The 13,278-nt window shown below is 71.2% G+C and carries 15 protein-coding genes; 5 read left to right on the top strand and 10 right to left on the bottom strand.

Features of this window, described 5'->3' with window-relative positions; all coding sequences use genetic code 11:
* Positions 1–36 precede the first annotated feature (36 nt).
* The gene (locus ACGFNP_RS01065; protein WP_358332995.1) at positions 37–519 is read left to right on the top strand and encodes a PaaI family thioesterase; all 483 of its coding nucleotides are present in this window, start codon (positions 37–39) and stop codon (positions 517–519) included.
* Between the two features lie 5 nt (positions 520–524).
* Here ACGFNP_RS01065 and ACGFNP_RS01060 read toward each other — a convergent pair whose 3' ends face one another.
* From ACGFNP_RS01060 to ACGFNP_RS01050, 3 genes are all read right to left on the bottom strand, one after another.
* Positions 525–1,643: an ATP-binding protein gene (locus ACGFNP_RS01060; RefSeq protein WP_393313359.1), complete on the bottom strand. Its 1,119-nt coding sequence runs from the start codon at positions 1,641–1,643 to the stop codon at positions 525–527.
* Positions 1,640–2,293: a response regulator transcription factor gene (locus tag ACGFNP_RS01055; protein WP_358333001.1), complete on the bottom strand. Its 654-nt coding sequence runs from the start codon at positions 2,291–2,293 to the stop codon at positions 1,640–1,642. The genes ACGFNP_RS01060 and ACGFNP_RS01055 overlap by 4 nt, the downstream gene beginning before the upstream one ends.
* A 69-nt stretch (positions 2,294–2,362) precedes the next feature.
* Positions 2,363–2,605, bottom strand: a complete 243-nt coding sequence (locus ACGFNP_RS01050; RefSeq protein ID WP_358333004.1) for a hypothetical protein — start codon at positions 2,603–2,605, stop codon at positions 2,363–2,365.
* Here ACGFNP_RS01050 and ACGFNP_RS01045 point away from each other — a divergent pair.
* Positions 2,595–3,758: a S41 family peptidase gene (locus tag ACGFNP_RS01045; RefSeq protein WP_358333007.1), complete on the top strand. Its 1,164-nt coding sequence runs from the start codon at positions 2,595–2,597 to the stop codon at positions 3,756–3,758. The two genes, ACGFNP_RS01050 and ACGFNP_RS01045, sit on opposite strands and share 11 nt — an antisense overlap.
* A 33-nt stretch (positions 3,759–3,791) precedes the next feature.
* On the opposite strand, the gene ACGFNP_RS01040 is transcribed toward ACGFNP_RS01045, so the two are convergent.
* The 3 genes from ACGFNP_RS01040 to ACGFNP_RS01030 form a co-directional block, all read right to left on the bottom strand.
* Positions 3,792–4,190: a hypothetical protein gene (locus tag ACGFNP_RS01040; protein ID WP_358333010.1), complete on the bottom strand. Its 399-nt coding sequence runs from the start codon at positions 4,188–4,190 to the stop codon at positions 3,792–3,794.
* Position 4,191: 1 nt separating this feature from the next.
* A complete protein-coding gene (locus tag ACGFNP_RS01035; RefSeq protein ID WP_358333013.1) occupies positions 4,192–4,737 on the bottom strand; it encodes a dihydrofolate reductase family protein in 546 nt (181 codons plus the stop codon).
* A gap of 84 nt (positions 4,738–4,821) precedes the next feature.
* Positions 4,822–5,598: an ABC transporter permease gene (locus ACGFNP_RS01030; RefSeq protein ID WP_358333016.1), complete on the bottom strand. Its 777-nt coding sequence runs from the start codon at positions 5,596–5,598 to the stop codon at positions 4,822–4,824.
* Positions 5,599–5,811: 213 nt separating this feature from the next.
* On the opposite strand from ACGFNP_RS01030, the gene ACGFNP_RS01025 reads away from it, so the two are divergent.
* From ACGFNP_RS01025 to ACGFNP_RS01015, 3 genes are all read left to right on the top strand, one after another.
* Positions 5,812–7,143: a sensor histidine kinase gene (locus ACGFNP_RS01025; protein WP_358333019.1), complete on the top strand. Its 1,332-nt coding sequence runs from the start codon at positions 5,812–5,814 to the stop codon at positions 7,141–7,143.
* Positions 7,144–7,199: 56 nt separating this feature from the next.
* Positions 7,200–7,883, top strand: a complete 684-nt coding sequence (locus ACGFNP_RS01020) for a response regulator transcription factor (protein ID WP_358333022.1) — start codon at positions 7,200–7,202, stop codon at positions 7,881–7,883.
* A gap of 202 nt (positions 7,884–8,085) precedes the next feature.
* The gene (locus ACGFNP_RS01015; RefSeq protein WP_358333024.1) at positions 8,086–8,961 is read left to right on the top strand and encodes an NAD(P)-dependent oxidoreductase; all 876 of its coding nucleotides are present in this window, start codon (positions 8,086–8,088) and stop codon (positions 8,959–8,961) included.
* A gap of 13 nt (positions 8,962–8,974) precedes the next feature.
* Here the strand turns inward: ACGFNP_RS01015 and ACGFNP_RS01010 are convergent, their stop codons facing one another.
* Genes ACGFNP_RS01010 through ACGFNP_RS00995 form a run of 4 tightly spaced genes read right to left on the bottom strand, consistent with a single transcriptional unit; the run spans position 8,975 to position 13,239 of the window.
* Positions 8,975–10,153, bottom strand: a complete 1,179-nt coding sequence (locus ACGFNP_RS01010) for a CU044_5270 family protein (RefSeq protein WP_358333027.1) — start codon at positions 10,151–10,153, stop codon at positions 8,975–8,977.
* Positions 10,154–10,182: 29 nt separating this feature from the next.
* Positions 10,183–10,740, bottom strand: a complete 558-nt coding sequence (locus tag ACGFNP_RS01005; protein WP_358333030.1) for a sigma-70 family RNA polymerase sigma factor — start codon at positions 10,738–10,740, stop codon at positions 10,183–10,185.
* Positions 10,741–10,794: 54 nt separating this feature from the next.
* Entirely contained in the window at positions 10,795–11,415 is a 621-nt protein-coding gene (locus ACGFNP_RS01000) for a class I SAM-dependent methyltransferase (protein ID WP_358333033.1), read from the bottom strand.
* A gap of 12 nt (positions 11,416–11,427) precedes the next feature.
* Positions 11,428–13,239 carry an alpha/beta fold hydrolase gene (locus ACGFNP_RS00995; protein ID WP_358333036.1) on the bottom strand — a complete coding sequence of 604 codons (1,812 nt, stop codon included), beginning with the start codon at positions 13,237–13,239 and terminating at the stop codon, positions 11,428–11,430.
* Positions 13,240–13,278: the final 39 nt, after the last annotated feature.

Below are 13,278 nucleotides of genomic sequence, written 5' to 3'. Positions count from 1 at the left end.
CCGAGGGGCGGGGGCCGCGCGGGATTGAGAGAGGCCATGGAAGACCAGACGCAACAGCCGCAGGCAAGCCCCGAGGTGCGGGCGCGCATCCAGGCCAGCTTCGATCGGCAGGGACTGATGCGCCACCTCGGTGCGCGCATAGCTCACATCGCATCAGGATGCGTGCGCATCGTGCTCCCCAGCCGGCCTGAAGTCACTCAGCAGCACGGCTACGTCCACGCGGGAGCCAGCAGCGCCATCGCGGACAGCGCGGGCGGCTATGCGGCGTTCACGCTGGCCCCTGAGAACACTTCGGTGCTCACGGTCGAGTACAAGATCAACCTCCTGGCGCCCGCCGTAGGCGATCACATCGAGGCCGTGGGGACGGTCCTGAGATCCGGCCGAACGCTGGCCGTGTGCCAACTGCAAGTGTTCGGCGTCCAGGACGGGCACCGGTCGCTCGTCGCGACAGGCCAGCAGACGCTGATGTTCGTCAAGGAAAGAGCCGAACAGCCGGAAAACCACCGGGCCGACATTTAAGGGGGTCAGCCCTGGCCACTGTCGTCCGTGGCAGGCACCGCATCCGCAGATCCCGCGAAAACCACGACGAGCTCCAACCCGCCCCCCGGGTTGGGGCTCGCTCGCACGTCGGCCCCGTGAGCCTTCGCGATCGACGCGACGATCGACAACCCGAGCCCGGCGCCCTGTCCACGGGTCGTCTGCAGCCGCCGGAAGGGCTCGAAGAGATCGCCGAAACGTTCCTGGGGCACGTGCGGACCGGTGTTACGGACCGTCAGAACTCCACGGGAGAGCGTTACCTCAACGGTTCCGCCGGGATGGTTGTAGCGGACCGCGTTGTCGAGGAGGTTGGTGACGAGCCGGTTCAGCAGGACAGGGTCTCCATCGACGATGAACGGCTCGGTTCGCTCCGTCACGGTGACGCCGTCCGAACCTCCTTCCGCCAGGACGAGCCGTACCACCTGGTCCAGGGCCACGGGACTCCTGTCGTCCAGGCCGTGTTCCGCCTGGGCCAGGACCAGCAAGGCGTCGATGAGGTTCTCCGCGCGGTGGTTGTGGAGCAGGAGCGTGCCGCGGATCGCGCCGACGTCCTCGGGGAGCCCGATCTCGATCGCCGCCCGCTGGACGGCCAGTGGGGTCCGCAACTCGTGGGAGGCGTTCGCGATGAACCGCCGCTGTCCCGCGACGGAGAGTTCGAGCCGGTCGAGCATCGCGTCGAAGGTGTCGGCCAGTTCCTTCAGCTCGTCCTTCGGGCCGCCGAGCGCGATCCGTTCGTGCAGGGTCGACAGGGACAGCCGCTGCGCGGTGGCGGTGATCCGGTGGATGGGCCGCAGGATCCGCCCGGCGACCAGCCATCCGACGACCAACGAGACCAGCGCCAGGATCCCGACCGTCAACGCGGTCACCTTCCACTGGTAGCCGATCACGTCGTTCACCAGCTGCGGCAGCGGCGGAAGCCGATCGACCCGCACCCCCAGCGTCGGCGCCGTCGGCGCGGCCGGTGCCATCGCTCCCCCGGGCAGCCGGGCGATCCGCGTGTCCAGCGCCTGGCGCAGCAGGAGGTTGACCGTGACCAGCAACACGACCGAGGTCAGCAGGAACAGTCCGGAGTAGATCAGCGTGAGCCGTACCCGGATCGTCGTCACAGCAGGTATCCCGCACCGGGAAGCGTCTGAATGCACGGCGGGTCGCCCAGCTTGGCCCGTAGGCGGCTGACCAGGACTCGCACCACCGTGGTGAACGGATCGGCGTTCTCGTCCCATGCCTCTTCGAGCAGCCGTTCGGAGCTCACGACCGCGCCGTCCGCCCTCATCAGCACCTCAAGGACGGCGAACTCCTTGAGCGAAAGGTGCAGGTGCCGCCCGTCCCGCGAGGCTTGCAGCCGGTGAGTGTCGAGCACGATCCCGTGCCGCATCAGCACCGGCGGTACCTGCGACCGGCTGCGCCGCCCCAGCGCTCGCACCCGTGCGACCAGCTCGGCGTAGTCGAACGGTTTGGGCAGGTAGTCGTCGGCTCCCATCCCGAGACCCGCGACTCGCTCCGGCACCGACGCCGCCGCCGTCATCATCAGGATCCGCGTACGGCTCCCGCGCGCCACCAGCTCACTGCACACGAGGTCGCCGTGCATCTCGGGCAGGTCCCGATCCAGCACGAGAACGTCGTAGTCGTGCACCGCCAATCGCTCCACCGCGGCGGCCCCGTCGTACACCACGTCGACGGCCATGGCATGGCGGCGCAACCCCACCGCCACGAGATCGGCCAGGTCGCGTTCGTCTTCGGCCACCAGAATCCGCATGCCGACGTTCGTACCCGAACCGGGGTAACAACGGCGTTAACGGATCCGTTCACGACCGTGCAACCCGCTTCAGGCCACGCTGGCGGCCATGATCAAAGCCCTCTGCGCGGCCGTCCTGGTGGCGGCCTGCTCCATGTCCGCACTCGCGTCAGCATCGGCCGCCACGTCCCCATCGGCCGCCCCAGGCGGGAGCTGCACCACCAGCACGGCGCCACCGCCGGAATCGGCACCGCCGGAATCGGCACCGCCGGAATCGGCACCGCCGACCTCGGTGAACACGCTCCGGCAGGCGTACTTCTGTGTGCTGGACAACTATTACAGCGGCCCGGTCATGGATTCGAAGGCGCTGCTGAAGAGCGCCTTCGCCGCCTACACCCAGAACCTGATGCGGCGCGGCGCCGACCGGGCCAACCTTGGGCTGCCGGCCCTGACCGGGAACCGCGACACCGACTGGGCCGCCTTCGCGAAAGTCCTCGGCGCCGGCGACCCCACCGCCCTGCGCGCCGCGATCACCGGCATGGTCGCCGGACTGCACGACAACCACGCCCGCTGGGTCAGGCCGACCCCGTCGCAAGAGGGCGGGCCAACCGGAACGGGCATCGTGGGCGCGTCGGCTGATCAGGGAGGATCGCAGCTCGACCCCGCGGCCCGGCCGCCGATGTTCATCACCCGCGTCCTGCCCGGCAGCCCCGCCGCCAAGGCCGACATCAGAGCCGGTGACATCATCGTCAAGGTCAACGGCGTGCCGGCGTTCATCGGGGACACCGTGAATCAGAGCATCCTCGACGCCTTCGCCTCCGGCACGGTACGGCTCACACTCAAGCGTCCAACGACGGGACGGACCCGCATCGTCGAGCTCAGAGAGGGCCCTGTCACGCGGCAGACTCCGGCGGTGACGTCAAAGAAGCTCGCCGGTGGCGTCACCTACGTCCAACTGCCTGGATTCTACGAAGGCGCCGCCGACCAGGTCATCGCCAAGCTGCAGGGTAAGCCGAAGGCGGTGGTCCTCGATCTGCGCGGCAACGGCGGCGGGTCGCCTCGCGAGGTGACGCGGCTGCTCGGCGCGTTCGCGCACGGCAAGATCACCAGCTACTTCTGCCCGCTCAAGGGTGACTGCGTGCCCAACAGGACCGACGACAGCGTCCCGCTGCTCGGCTCGCGCCTGGTCGTCCTCACCGACCGCGGATGCGCCTCGGCCTGTGAGGACTTCAGCGCGGCGGTCAAGGACAACGGCCTGGGCACCCTCATCGGGACCCGCACCGCTGGGGCCGTCTCCGGCCCCGGCGAGGGATATCTCCTCGACGACGGCAGCGTCCTGCTCTTGCCCAGGGTCCGGCACCTCGGGCCCGCCCGCGAAATCATCGACACGATCGGCGTGCCGGTCGACCACTACGCCCCCATGACCGCCCTCGACCTGGCCACCGGGCGCGACCCGGGCGTGGCCAAGGCGCTGACGCTTCTTTGACGCGCCTGCCGCAGCGGCCGGCCGCGTGGCGGGCTAGCGTCCGCCGGTGAAGGGTGGCTCGCCTTCCTTGAGCGGGCGGAAGCGTAGCGCCGACCAGACCTCGTCCACCGCGACCTGCCCGTTCGGCCGCAGGCCGTACTCGGCGACGATGGGCCAGAGCGTGTCGCGGTTGATGTCGGCCTTGTTGCCCTTCGGGTAGGCCACCCACAGGGTCGCGGGCTGGGCCAGTTGGTCGCGGTGCTGGTCGAGGAGCTGCCGGGCCGCGGCGGCGTCGGCGGCGAACAGCACCGCCACTCCCGCCTCGCCCAGGTCGTCGATGTGCCGCGCGCCCTCGGGCAGCGGCTCGACGAGTGGGCGGTGCTCGTCGTCGGAGATCCAGACGGTGGCCTGCGGCTTGACCAGCAGCTTGTCGGCGACGGTCTTGGTGGCCACGTCACGCCTTCCCGTAGATCAGGGACAGGACACCGGTGCTGAGAGTCTGGGAGTCGAGCAGCTGGAGCGGGATCTGCCCGGTGCCCTCCTCGAACAGGCGCTTGCCGGTGCCGATCACGATCGGGTGGACCAGCAGGCGCAGCTCGTCGAGCAGGCCGTCGGCCAGCAGCGACCTGACCAGGGTGGCGCTGCCGGTCATGCCGATGTCCTTGCCCGGCTGCTGCTTGAGCTCGGTCAGCTGGGCGGCGACGTCGCCCTTGATGATCGTGGTGTTCTGCCACTCGGCGGTGTCGAGGGTGGTGGTGACGACGTACTTGGGCGTGTTGTTCATGCGGTCGGCGAACGGGTTGGCCGCCGGGTCCTCGTGCGGCCAGTGGGCGGCGAACTCCTCGTAGGTCCGCCGGCCGAGCAGCATCACGTCGGCCTGCTCCATCTGCGAGCCGACGATCTGCCCCATCTCATCGTTGAAGTAGGGGAAGTGCCACTTCTCGGGGGACTCCACGACGCCGTCCAGGGAGATGAACAGGCCCGCCACGATCTTTCTCATCGCTGTGCTCCTTGTTTGAGGTGCCTTCAGCCTCCCACCGAAAAATATAGTTGTCAAGACTTCCGCAATGGTCGGAAGAGGGCCTCAGGAATCGCGGAGCCGCAGCGCCAGCCCACCGCCCAGGAGCGCGGCGGCGGCCCATGCGGCGAGTACGCCGAGCCCCGCCCACGGGCTCAGGGGCAGGCTCGACAGGTGGGTGGTGGCCTGGATGGCGAGCCCGGCGCTCATCGGCGCGATCCGCCAGAGCAGCCTCTGCCAGTCCGGGTCGTAGATCATGAACGGCAGGATCGACAGGACGTAGAGCAGCCCGAACACGACGCCGATGGCCGCCGCCGAGTCCCGTACGATGGCCGCCACGCCGAGGCTGAGCAGGGCGATCAGCCCGAGATAGAGGACCGAGCCGAAGGCCGCGCGCAAGGTGGGTCCGTCGGCCGGCGACAGCGGCGCGTAGCCGTGTGCGGCGGTGAAGCCGTTGCCGGGCAGGATGAGCCGTCCGGCCAGTACGGACGCGAGCACCGCGATGGTCGCCGCGGCCAGCGTCAGCCCGGTGACGATGGTCGCCTTGGCGGCCAGGAGGGTGACCCGGCGCGGCATCGCGGTGAGGGTGGTGCGGATCATGCCAGTGCTGTATTCGCCGCTGATCGCCAGTACGGCCAGGATGGCGACGACCGCCTGGCCCGCCTGGACCCCCATGAGGCTGAGCTTGGTGATGTCCTGATCGCATCCCGCCGACGGGCAGGACACGGCCGCGGCCGCCGCGGCGCTCATCGTCGCGGTCAGTGCGATGACGGCGAGCAGCAACCAGGCGGGACCCGCGACGGTACGCAGCTTCGTCCACTCCGCGTGGAGCTCCTGTCTCATGCGTCCCTCCCGCGCAACCGGACCATGGCCGCGCCGAGGGCGAGCGCCGCATAACCGCGGAACAGGGTTGCTTGCATGCCAAGGCACACTAGGCAGCGGCCCGCCACCGGTCGTCACGCCGCCGAGCCATCTTCACCGTCACTGACTCGAGGGACCTCCCGTCCCCCATGTGAGGGATGCCAGCGCACCACACAAACCGGAACAATGACCTGCGTGGAGCGAGCGGGCGGATGGGCGGACAGGGGACGGCGGATCGCCGCGGCCCCGTACGCGCCCGTCGTGGTGGGCGTGCTGCTGGCGCTGCTCGCGGTGGCCGAGTCGATCGCGCAGGCCCGAAACCCGCGACTGGCCCAGGTGATCGGGCTCGTCGACACCGAGCCGGTGGGCGCGACGATCCGGCACGCCGCGAGTACGCCGCCGCCCGAGTACGCCGCCGCCCCGCTGTACCTGGTGATACTCCCCCTGGTCGGCCTGGCCACCACGCTGCCGATCGCGTTCTTGCGGGGGCACCAGACCGGGGGCGGGGTGGCCGTGTTCGCGATGATGGGGCTGTCACTCGTGGCCTTCCAGACGCTGACCGTGGCGGGCGCGGGCGCGCAGTTGGTCGCCGGATACCGGCTCGGCCGCGCGGGTTCGCAGCGGCTGGCGCTGGTTCTCGCCGCGCCGTACCTGGTGTTAGCCCTGGCCGGTGTCGTCGCGGGCTCGTCGATCCTCTCCACGGCAGGCAACGAGGTGCGGATTCTCATCCTGCTGCTGGCCTGCCTGACCCCGGCGGCGGCCCTGGCCGGAACGGCCCGGCGGGCGCGCAGCGAGGCTCTGGCCAACACCACCGCGCGGCAGGCCATCGCCGACACCCTGATCGAGCACACGGCACGCGGCGAACGCGCCCGCATCGCCCGCGAGCTCCATGATGTCGTCGCCCACCACATCTCCATGGTCGCCGTACAGGCGGAGACCGCCCGGCTGACCACGCCCGGAATGCCGTCCGCCGGCGCCGAGCGGCTGTCCGCCATCGGCGACACCGCGCGGGCGGCGCTGACCGAGATGCGGCGGCTGCTCGGCGTGCTGCGCGAGGACGCGGAGGCGGACCCGGCGGTCCGGCGGCCCCAGCCGGGCCTGCGCCTGCGGGAGCTCAACGAGCTGCTCGACGAGTCACGGGACGCGTCGGGGACGGGGACGCGCCTCATCCTCCGCGGCCCGCCGGTCACGCTCGACCCCGGTGTCGAACTCGCGGCCTACCGCATCGTCCAGGAGGCCCTCACCAACGCCCGGCGGCACGCGCCCGGCGCAGCCGTCGACGTGGAACTGCACTACACCGACGACGACCTGCGGCTGCTCATCCGCGACAACGGACCCGGGCTGTCGACCGTGACGCCCGGCGGCGGTCACGGGCTGTCCACCGCCATACCCGGCGGCGGCCACGGGCTGTCCGGCATGCGCGAACGCGCCGCGGCCGTCGGCGGCACGTTGCGCGCCGGCCCCGCCGAAGGCGGCGGCTTCCTCGTCGAGGCCCGCCTGCCGGGAAAGGAGGAGATGGCCCAGTGAGCGCCCAGCCCCCGGCGGATGGCCGGACGAGTGCCCAGCCCCTGGGGGGTGGCCCGATGAGCGCCCGGGCCTCAGCGGTCAGGATCGTCGTCGCCGACGATCACCCGGTGGTCCGCACCGGCTTCGCCGAACTGCTCGACACCCAACCGGACTTCGAGGTCGTCGGTACGGCCGCCGACGGCGCCGAGGCCGTACGGATCTGCCGCGAGCTGTCCCCCGACGTCGTCCTCATGGACGTCCGCATGCCGGGCATGGACGGCATCGAAGCGACCAGGCGACTGGCCGGCTCCAGCACCGCCGGGCCGCGCGTCCTCATCCTGACGACCTTCGACCTGGACGAGTACGTCTATGACGCGCTGCGCGCCGGAGCCAGCGGGTTCCTGCTCAAGGACGTCACCGCTGAACGGCTCTTCGACGCGGTACGGGTCATCGCCGCCGGCGAAGCGCTGCTGGCCCCGGCGGTCACCCGCCGCCTCATCAGCGAGTTCGCCCAACTGCGGCCGAAACCCGACGCTGCCTCCACCGCCGCGCTCACCCCCCGCGAAACGCAGGTCCTGCGGCTCATCGCCGAAGGGCTGTCCAACCCGGAGATAGCCGGGCGGTTGACGGTCACGGAGGAGACCGTCAAGACGCATGTGAGCCGGGTGCTGAGCAAGCTCGGGCTACGCGACAGAACGCAGGCGGTCGTCACCGCGTACGAGACCGGACTGGTCGTGCCGCGCTCCCGCGGGCCGAGATAGCGTGCCGCGCTCCTGCGGGCCGAGACAGTCCGCGCGGAGCGGCCGGGCTGACGAGCCGACGTGCGGGGCGGCCGGGCTGACGAGCCGACGTGCGGGGCGGCCGGGCTGACGAGCGGGCGGGGCGGCGGGGATGGCGAGCCGACGTGGGGAGCGGCAGGGCCGGCGAGCCGTGGCTGGGGACGTTCGGCAATAATCTTCGCTTATGCAGGTCTTCGTCGCGGGCGCTTCGGGCGCCGTCGGCCGGTTGCTCGTCCCGCTGCTGATCGGCGCCGGGCACCGGGTCACCGGAGGGTCCCGCTCCGACGCGGGCCTGGAGTCACTGCGCGCCCAGGGGGCGACCCCCGTACGGCTGGACGTCTTCGACGCCGCTGCCACGCGGCGCGCGCTCGCCGACGCGGCCCCCGACGCGATCATCCACCAGCTCACCGCGCTGAGCGGTGGCGCGCTCGCCGAGAACAGCCGCATCCGCCGGGTGGGCACCCGCAACCTCGTCGAAGCCGCCAAGGAAGCGGGCGTCGGCCGCATCGTCGCCCAGTCCATCGCCTGGGCGTACGAGCCGGGAGACGCGCCGGCCATCGAGAGCGTCCCGCTCGACGTCGGCGCGCCCGAGCCCCGGGCGGGCATGGTCGGTGGCGTTCGTGCGCTGGAGGAGGCGTCGGCCGAGCTGGAACACCACGTCCTCCTGCGCTACGGCATGTTCTACGGCCCGGGCACCTGGTACTCCCCCGACGGCCTGGCCGCGGCGAGGCTGCGTGGCGAGCCGGCGGCGGGGTTCCCGGGGAAGCTGGTGGCCAACGACGCCGTCACCTCGTTCGTGCACGTGGCGGACGCGGCGTGGGCGGCCGTCGCCGCCCTCGATTGGCCGAGCGGCCCGGTCAACATCGTCGACGACGAGCCCGCGCCGGCCTCCGAGTGGCTCCCAGCGCTGGCCAAGGCGGTCGGCGCGCCCGTACCCGTACCGGACGGGCAGGCCGGGCGCGCCGGGTGGGAGCGTGGCGCCGACAATGGCCTGGCCCGCGCCACACTCGGCTGGCGGCCGGTCCACCCGACCTGGCGGACCGGCTTCGACGCCGGATGAATCCGTGCCTGTGTCAGGCCGGAAGGTCGCCCAGGCGGTCGGCCCAGCCCATCCGCTCCAGGGCCACCCGCAGGAGCGGTTGCCCCTTCTGCACGACCTCGTACTGCAGCAGGTCGGCCGTCTCCTCGTTGATGATCATCCGGAACTCGGTCCCGTCGTCCCCTGTCGTCGAAAGGGCGACCCCGGTACGCCCCACCGCGTCGGTGACCTGACCCAGCGAGGTGATGCCGTTCTGGTCGGCCAGCACCTTGAACAGGGCCGACCGGGTGCCAGGCTTGATCGGCGCGGTCATCAGGTCCACGCCCGTCTGCCACAGGTAGACGGTCATGCCGGTCTGGGTGTTGTAGGGGCTCTGCCTGAACAGGGTGTCCAGGCGGCGCTTCATCGCGTCCTGACCGGTGGGCAGCTGTGAGATGTTCTGCATCGTCAGGCTCGGGTTGTCGATCGACAGGATCCGCTCGCTGCTGTCGTCGCGGGTGGCGGGCTTGTCCGCGAGGGCGGGCGAGCCGGCGGCCTTCCAGGCGGCTTCGTCCTGCGGAGAGCCGAAAGAGACGCGCACGTCCTGGTGCCGGGTGAAGCGGCTGGCCTCGCCCGGCTTCATCGCGCGCCAGGATTCGTCCATGTCGGAGGTGAACGCCTGGTACGGCAGCTCGGAGGTCTTGAGCTTGACCATCTTCTGCCTGATGTCCTTGCGCTCGGCGGCGAGCTCGTCCGGTTTGTCCTTGAGCTCTTTCTCCTTCCGCTTCTCCTCCGCTATCAGGGCCTGCATCGCGGCCATGTACTCGCTCGGCGCGACGTGCACCTTCTGGTAGGTGCGCTCGCGGACGTACCAGTAGCGGCCGGACGTGGCCGGCTCGCGCACCGCGGTCGCGGCCGCCGCGAGCAGGAACGAGCGGGCGTCCACCGGCTTGGCCGCGATCGCGGTCCGCGCGGTGGAAGGCGTGGTGGCCGGTGTGGTGGCCGGGGGCGCGGGTTCGCCGGACACGACGATCACCGCCGCCGCGGCCACTCCGGCCGCGGCCGTGCCCGCGACCAGCAGGAACGGGATCCGGAACCGCTTCGGGGATGGGCGCGCGGAACGGGGGGTCTGGAAGGCGCGGGCCAGGTCGGCCGAGCGGCGCCGCCGGTGGGCCTCTTCTGTCATCTCCTCCAGCTCCGCGGGCTTGAGCTGGGCGAACAAGCGGTCGGTCATGTCATCCTCCGGGTGGGGTGCTGCGGACATCAGGTCTCTGAGCTCTCTTGGAACCGGCCGCGGACCGTACGGGCCTGAGGGCGTGCGCCGCCCGGCTCCAGGCGCAGCGCGTTGGCCAGCCGTTTGCGCGCGCGGTGGAGCCTGACGTTGTAGGTCCTGACCGAACAGCCCATGACGGCGGCGGCCTGCTCGGGCGGCAGGCCGTACCAGGTGGCGAACACCATCGCCTCCACGTCCTGCTCCGGCAGGGCCGACAGCGCGGCCAGCGCGCTCTCCCGATCGATGACGTGGTCGGCCACGTCCCAGCTCACGTGCTCGCGCGAGGTGGTCAGTGTCGTGATCCGGTCGACCAGGGCCTGCCGCCGATGGCGCGAGTCGCGCTGCTTGGCCAGCAGGTTGCGCGCCACGCCGAGCAACCACGGCAGCGGCGGCTCCGGCAGGTCGTCCAGCCGCCGCCAGGCGACGAGGAACGTCTCGCTGGACACGTCCTCGGCCGCGTCACGCTCGGCACGCAGCAGCGCGTAGCCCAGAACGCTCCGGTAGTGCCGGTCATAGAGTTCGGTGAATCGTTCTTGAGGATCGTCCACACCCAGTAGTCCCTCCAACCGCTCCGGGATTACCGCAACCCACCCGGAATCTGGTCAGCCGCCCGGTTTGCGGGCCCAGAACAGGGCGTGCCCGCTGTCCCCTTCCGGGACGAACTCCTCCGAGGTGACCTCCAGCCCGGCCTCCCGCAGCCAGGACCGGTAGGTGGCCACGTCGGTGTGGCTCCACCACATGGGCGCGGTGCCGCCGAGCCAGCCGTCCTCGGTACCGGTCCAGGGCTCCCAGCCGGCGGTGGCCAGAAGCACCCCCGAGGGCCGCAGCCAGGCGGCGACGCGCTCGATGAGCCGAGGCTGACGCTCCAGCGGCAGGTGGATGAGGGTGTACAGGCAGACGACCGCGTCGAAGGAGGCGTCCGGCAGGTCCAGGGCCGTGGCATCGCTCCGGACGAAGGTGGCGGCGGGCACGAGACGGCGGGCCCGCTCGATCTGGACGTCGCTGAGGTCGACGCCCGTCACGTCGTGCCCGGCCGCGGCCAGCGACCGGGAGACGGGGACTCCGCAGCCGCAGCCGAGATCCAGCACGCGGGCCCGGGGCGGCAGGCGGGAATGGAGCTCTTCGAGCCACGGGGCGTATGCGCCGTCGTCGTCCTCGTCGCCCCGGTAGAGGTAGGACAGCTCGTTGTAGCCGTGCCGGACCAGGTCGGTTTCCTCGCTCATACGGTTACTAGATCACGTACCAGGAGACGAGAACGGCCGGCCGTCGAAGGTGCCGGAAAGGGCGGGACGCTCCTGCGCGGTGAACGCCTGCCAGGTCAGCGTAATGGCGTGCGCGCGGCCGTCGGCTCCCGTCGCGCGTAGTGCGGCGGTGGCCTGGCCGGTCGGGCCGAGGTGGATGTCGCCGCCGGCCTGGAGGTCGGTGACGAAGCGGGCCTGGTCCAGGGTGATGGTGGCGGTTTCGTCGTGGAAGTCGACCCGGCCACCGCGCAGCCCCGGCTCGGTCTTCAGCCTGGCGTGGAGCAGCGCGTACGGATTGCGGCGGGACGTGGCGTCCACGGCCGTGGCGAAGACCGCCGAGACGGTACGCCGCTCGGACTCGGTCAACGCAGTGGCCGGGATCGCGGTGACGTCGGCCGATGATCGCGGGAACGTTCCGGCCGCACGATAGTTCTCCGCACCGCACCGCAGGTCAGGGACCCGATGGGCGGGGTCGGACAGGAAGGCGCGCATCCCCGTACGTACGCAATCGCTGACCGGCCCGCCGCCCCAGGCGAGGCTGTGCCCGCCATAGCGGACCCGGACGACCTTGGCGTTCGGGAAGGTGCGCAGGGCGCGGGCGACCTCGGCGGGGCTCTGGGTGTCGAAGTCGCCGCCCACCACCAGAACCGGTACCGCTGGGCGCGTGGCCCGCGGCGGGACCGGAGGGTTGTCGCGCGGCGTGGGCCAGTTCACGCAGAACTCCAGGGCCGCCGCGCCGGTCACCCCCATGTCGGCGGGCGTGAACGGCGCCAGGGGGCGTTCCTCGCGGAAATAGCGTTCGAGCTGGCGCTCACGCACGGCCGCAGTGGCGTCCCGGTCGAAGGGGAACGAACCGTCGCCGCAGCGGTGAGCCAGGTAGCCCGCCCATTCGGCGCCCTCGACGGGCTGCTGGGGACTCCCGCTCACCACGCGGGCCAGCCGTCGCAGCGGTGCGGGGTCGCCCTTCAGGTAAGCGGTGGCGGCGGCGCTCGACTCCCGGCCGAACACCGGCTGTTGCACGTTGCGCACGATGGCGATGAGCGAGCTGAGCGGCAGTTCGGCATCGGGCTCGGCCCGCAGGTGGGCCACCAGACGGGTCCAGGTGCCGCTCGCGTCTCCCGGCAGCGCACGGCAGGCGCGGGACCGCTCGCAGATCAGGTCGAGCCGGTCGAGGCGGCTCCGCATCGGCCAGAGCGCGTACCCGTCGGGCGCGGTGATCGTGGTGCTGTCGAGGAAGGCGGCGGCCAGGCTCTCGGGGTAACGGGTCGCGTACGCCTGGGCGTACAGGGTGCCGTACGAGTTGCCGTAGAAGGTGACCTTCGGCACGCCGAGCGCCTGCCGGACCGCGTTCATGTCGGCGACCACCTGGTCGGCGGTGAAGTACTGGGCGCGGGGGCCGAGCTGTCGCGCGCACGCGGTGATCGTGTCCGGGGCCATCAGGTTGAGGCCGGGGCACAGCAGCGGCGACGACTTGCCCAGCCCGCGCGGTTCGACGACGAGCAGGTTCTGCCGGTCGAGCACGGGACCGAGCGTCTGCTGGATGATCGGGATCTGCGGCAGTGCGGGAAGAGGCCCGCCGGGATTGGCGAGGATCGTGCCCTTCGCGCCGTCCTTCGCGGGCAGCCAGGCGAAGGAGACGGTGATGCGCTCGGAGGACGGGTCGTTCCAGTTCAGCGGCACCGAGACCGTGCCGTCGCAGCGGCCCACCGCCTTGGCGCACTCGTGTACGGGATCGGCGGAGGCGGGGATGGCGGGCAAGGCGGCCGTTGCCAGCGCGAGGCCGACCACTAACGCTCTGATGTTCATCAACCCAGCCTCTTCATCAGCCGATAGGTATTCTTCCGC

Source organism: Nonomuraea sp. NPDC049269 (genome assembly GCF_043197155.1).
GTDB lineage: Bacteria > Actinomycetota > Actinomycetes > Streptosporangiales > Streptosporangiaceae > Nonomuraea.
Note: the sequence above shows the minus strand (reverse complement) of the source record. Positions and strands in the feature narration are given on the sequence as shown.

Bases quoted from the DNA above. Each gene is read 5' to 3' on its own strand.
- ACGFNP_RS01035 (WP_358333013.1), bottom strand. From the start codon at position 4,737: ATGAGAAAGATCGTGGCGGGCCTGTTCATCTCCCTGGACGGCGTCGTG.
- ACGFNP_RS01015 (WP_358333024.1), top strand. From the start codon at position 8,086: ATGCAGGTCTTCGTCGCGGGCGCTTCGGGCGCCGTCGGCCGGTTGCTC.
- ACGFNP_RS01065 (WP_358332995.1), top strand. From the start codon at position 37: ATGGAAGACCAGACGCAACAGCCGCAGGCAAGCCCCGAGGTGCGGGCG.
- ACGFNP_RS01030 (WP_358333016.1), bottom strand. From the start codon at position 5,598: ATGAGACAGGAGCTCCACGCGGAGTGGACGAAGCTGCGTACCGTCGCG.
- ACGFNP_RS01055 (WP_358333001.1), bottom strand. From the start codon at position 2,293: ATGCGGATTCTGGTGGCCGAAGACGAACGCGACCTGGCCGATCTCGTG.
- ACGFNP_RS00995 (WP_358333036.1), bottom strand. From the start codon at position 13,239: ATGAACATCAGAGCGTTAGTGGTCGGCCTCGCGCTGGCAACGGCCGCC.
- ACGFNP_RS01020 (WP_358333022.1), top strand. From the start codon at position 7,200: ATGAGCGCCCGGGCCTCAGCGGTCAGGATCGTCGTCGCCGACGATCAC.
- ACGFNP_RS01010 (WP_358333027.1), bottom strand. From the start codon at position 10,153: ATGACCGACCGCTTGTTCGCCCAGCTCAAGCCCGCGGAGCTGGAGGAG.
- ACGFNP_RS01000 (WP_358333033.1), bottom strand. From the start codon at position 11,415: ATGAGCGAGGAAACCGACCTGGTCCGGCACGGCTACAACGAGCTGTCC.